Annotated in this window: 6 protein-coding genes; all 6 read right to left on the bottom strand. The window is 44.4% G+C overall.

Annotated features, from left to right (window positions below):
* Positions 1 to 457: 457 nt before the first annotated feature.
* The 6 genes from ACHUFN_RS20035 to ACHUFN_RS20060 all read right to left on the bottom strand — a co-directional run bounded on the left by ACHUFN_RS20035 (position 458) and on the right by ACHUFN_RS20060 (position 3,687).
* Positions 458 to 670: a hypothetical protein gene (locus tag ACHUFN_RS20035; RefSeq protein ID WP_394224495.1), complete on the bottom strand. Its 213-nt coding sequence runs from the start codon at positions 668 to 670 to the stop codon at positions 458 to 460.
* A gap of 421 nt (positions 671 to 1,091) precedes the next feature.
* Positions 1,092 to 1,343 (bottom strand): hypothetical protein, encoded by a 252-nt coding sequence (locus ACHUFN_RS20040; RefSeq protein WP_394224496.1) that lies wholly within the window; start codon positions 1,341 to 1,343, stop codon positions 1,092 to 1,094.
* Between the two features lie 319 nt (positions 1,344 to 1,662).
* Positions 1,663 to 2,100, bottom strand: a complete 438-nt coding sequence (locus ACHUFN_RS20045; protein ID WP_394224497.1) for a hypothetical protein — start codon at positions 2,098 to 2,100, stop codon at positions 1,663 to 1,665.
* On the bottom strand, positions 2,087 to 2,272 hold the full coding sequence (locus tag ACHUFN_RS20050) for a hypothetical protein (protein ID WP_394224498.1): 186 nt from the start codon (positions 2,270 to 2,272) through the stop codon (positions 2,087 to 2,089). Before ACHUFN_RS20050 ends, ACHUFN_RS20045 begins: the two co-directional genes overlap by 14 nt.
* Before the next feature lie 278 nt (positions 2,273 to 2,550).
* Positions 2,551 to 2,775: a hypothetical protein gene (locus ACHUFN_RS20055; protein ID WP_394224473.1), complete on the bottom strand. Its 225-nt coding sequence runs from the start codon at positions 2,773 to 2,775 to the stop codon at positions 2,551 to 2,553.
* A gap of 309 nt (positions 2,776 to 3,084) precedes the next feature.
* The gene (locus ACHUFN_RS20060; RefSeq protein ID WP_394224499.1) at positions 3,085 to 3,687 is read right to left on the bottom strand and encodes a hypothetical protein; all 603 of its coding nucleotides are present in this window, start codon (positions 3,685 to 3,687) and stop codon (positions 3,085 to 3,087) included.
* Positions 3,688 to 3,771 lie beyond the last annotated feature (84 nt).

Below are 3,771 nucleotides of genomic sequence, written 5' to 3' on the forward strand. Positions count from 1 at the left end.
CGTCCGAGCGACCGAAGGGAGTGGTCTTTAGCGCTTTGTTAGAAGCAGAGCCAGTTCCTTTGGTCTGTTTAAAAACTGATGAAGCCAGCATACGATTGATTGTTAACACAAACAAGCGAAACGACTGTGCAGTGACGGTTTTGATTTGACTGAAGCTAGCCGCCATCTGAGCTATCGAGTGTAATGGCGCTTGCTGTCTAAAAGTAAGAGCTTGAAGGTAAAGCGCCTATTACACCACCTTTGAGTTGAAAGCGGCGGATTTAAACCTACCACAAGCTAGAGCGATGTTAATGAAAACAGGTGGGGGGTAGATGTGCTGAATTTTTTATTAAGCCAAACGCAGTTTAGGCTGACGCCTTATAACTTTTAAATAAGGGGCGCAGACACGTGGGCTAAAATGCGAAGCAGCCCACGTGTATGCGTCCCAGCGAACGTAGTGAGTGACTTAATTTTTTTGTTATGTGCCATTGCTGAAACTACGACCAGTTAACTTTTTAAACAGCGACTGAACCGAATCTTTACCTGTAACGCCGAAACGAATAAACAAAATACCCACCAAAAAGCCTAATACACTTCCTAGTGCAGCTAAATGCTCCGTTAGAAAGACATAGCCATTAATGAACATAAAGACTAAGCCTAAAATAACGCCTAATATCCGTATAGTATTCATAGCAAATTGTCCTTTTCCAATTTGGCACATAACGCTAAGCTTTGGGGCGCTAGCACGTGGGCTAAAATCCGAACGAAGTGAGTCAGCCCACGTGTTAGCGTCCCAGCGACCGAAGGGAGTGCCAACAGCGTTTTGTTAGGCGTACAAAGGAAAGTACGCAGCTTTGCTGCCACCACTAGCCGATAAGGCCACTTATTTAAATTGTTGAAATTAAGATAAAACAACCCTGTGCGAAATGCCAGATGTTAACGACATTGCTGGATAAAAGAGCGAGTTTAGAAGACTGGTGATGCAGAATGTCGGCGTTGCTGTGTGATGAAAAGTACGTTGCTAAAGCCGTTGAAACTACCGAAAAAGCCAGCGGTAAAGACAACCTAGCGAAACAACCTTGATGCTTTAATGTCATGGCTGAACCCACTTTTTAATGCTGTAAGTAAATGACGCCTAACATTAAGCTAAGCGGCGCAGTTACGTGGGGCATCATGGCGAAGCCGCCCCGCGTAAATGCGTCCGAGCGACCGAAGGGAGTGGTCTTTAGCGCTTTGTTAGAAGCAGAGCCAGTTCCTTTGGTCTGTTTGAAAACTGTTGAAGCCAGCATACGATTGATTTTTAACACAAACAAGCAAAACGACTGAGCAGTGATGGTTTTGATTTGGCTGAAGCTAGCCGCCATCTGAGCTATCGAGTGTAATGGCGCTTGCTGGCTGAAAATAAGAACTTGGCGATAAAGCGCCTATTACACCACCTTTGAATTGAAAGCGGCGGATTTAAACCTACCACAAGCCAGAGCGATGCTAACGAAAACAGGCAAGGGCAGTTGCATTGAGATTTTTATAAAGCCAAACGCAGTTTAGGCTGACGCCTTATAACTTTTAAATAAGGGGCGCAGGCATGTGGGCTAAAATCCGAGCGAAGCGAGTCAGCCCACATGTTTGCGTCCCAGCCCGCGCAGCGGGCGAACTTAATTTTTTTGTTATGTGCCAGCACACTTTCTACTGCCGCCATAACTTTACTGTGCCCAATAAATAAAACGTACCATAAATACAGCATACAATTGAGCTTACTAACCAAAAGGTTATTGAATTTTGATGTACCACAGGGTCTGAGGTTAGAAATGGACCAACTAAACCTGCGATGCCACGCAACAAATAGATGGCAGTGATTAACGATAAACAGGTTTTTAGTAGTGGTAATTTAACGATGATGCCTGCACCAGAAAAAGCATATAAGCCCCAGCCGGTAAGAATTGAAGCAATAACCAAAGTTGCAATTGTGGGATACGGGTCGCCCTGAGCAGCGAGCTGAGCCATTCGTTGACCAGCACCAAAAAAGAGATACCAGTCAGGACCGCCGAAAATACAACTAATATGAAGTAATGCAGCCAAGATGCTTAAACTGCCAGCGATTAATAGTTGACTATTCTTGCGCATTCAAATTCCTTTTGGCACATAACATTAAGCTAAGCGGCGCAGTTGCGTGGGGCATAATGGCGAAGCCGCCCCGCGTAAATGCGTCCGAACGACCGAAGGGAGTGGACTTGAGCGCTTTGTTAGAAGCAGAGCCAGTTCCTTTGGTCTGTTTGAAAACTGTTGAAGCCAGCATACGATTGATTTTTAACACAAACAAGCAAAACGACTGTGCACTAGTGTTTTTGATTTAGCTGAAGCTAGCCGCCATCTGAGCTATCGAGTGTAATGGCGCTTGCTGAATGAAAATAAGAATTTGGAGACAAAGCGCCTATTACACCACCTTTAAAGTGAATGCGGCGGATTTAAACCTACCACAAGCCAGAGCGATGCTAACGAAAACAGGCAAGGGCAGTTGCATTGAGATTTTTATAAAGCCAAACGCAGTTTAGGCTGACGCCTTATAACTTTAAGCTAAGGGGCGCTAGCGCGTGGGCTAAAATCCGAACGAAGTGAGTCAGCCCGCGTGTTAGCGTCCCAGCGACCGAAGGGAGTGAACTTGAGCGCTTTGTTAGAAGCAGAGCCTGTTCCCTTGGCATTTTTAAAAAGTAATAGAGCCAGCATACGATTGATTATTAACACAAACAAGTAAAACGACGGTGCAGTGATGTTTTTGATTTGGCTGAAGCTAGCCGCCATCTGAGCTATCGAGTGTGATGGCGCTTGCTGGCTGAAAATAAGAACTTGGAGAAAAAGCGCCTATTACACCACTTTTGAATAGAAAGCGGCGGAATTATACCTACCACAAGCCAGAGCGATGCTGGTGAAAATAGGCGAGGGCAGTTACTCTGAGATTTTTATAAAGCCAAACGAAGTTTAGGCTGACGCCTTATAACACCCCACTAAGGGGCGATAATACATGGGCTAAAATTAGGAACGAAGTGACGCAGCCCATGTATTAGCGTCCCAGCGAGCAGCGCGAGTGCCTTTAGTGTTTTGTTAGGTTTTTCACAGTTCCCACGCGAGCAAAATTAACAATGCGAAAAAAAAGAGTAAATATGGTAATGGTCTGCTGATACCTTTTACAAAGATTGAAGTCCTAAACCAAATAGACAAAAAAAGAAGTATTAGAGTGATTACTGCCCACAAATAGACTTTTGCTCCATTTGGGTTTCTTACTACTCTGACCTCGAACTTCTTAAACAAAGAAACATTTTCGCTGGCGCGAATTGTCAATGTAACTCCTTTAAGGAACTCATTGTTGAATGTGCCATAGTTTAGCGTCCCATAATACCGTTTTGTTTGCCCTGAGTAGCTTGCTGCTCTTGGGTTCAAAACTAATGACCAGTTTTCTGTACTGCCTTCCGTTAGAAGTAACTTGATAGTTACCTTTTCTTGACTTGTTTTGCGTGAGCCACCGTAACTTACGGTGACTCTGAAGCGCTCAGAATCCATTCTATTTATTAAGCAAACAGGCTCTTTTTTAGTAACTAAGTCTGCACTACACACGACGTCCGGATTTGAAAGTTCACTTTGGAAGACGATTAAAAACCATATAAAACTTAATCCAGAGAGAGAAAAGAGAACTTTTGAACGGGTGAATAATTTCACAAGAAACCTAACATTAAGCTAAGCGGCGGCAGTTGCGTGGGGCATAATGGCGAAGCCGCCCCGCGTAAATGCGTCCGAGCGACC

Source organism: Alteromonas gracilis, assembly GCF_043642145.1.
Lineage (GTDB): Bacteria > Pseudomonadota > Gammaproteobacteria > Enterobacterales > Alteromonadaceae > Alteromonas > Alteromonas gracilis_B.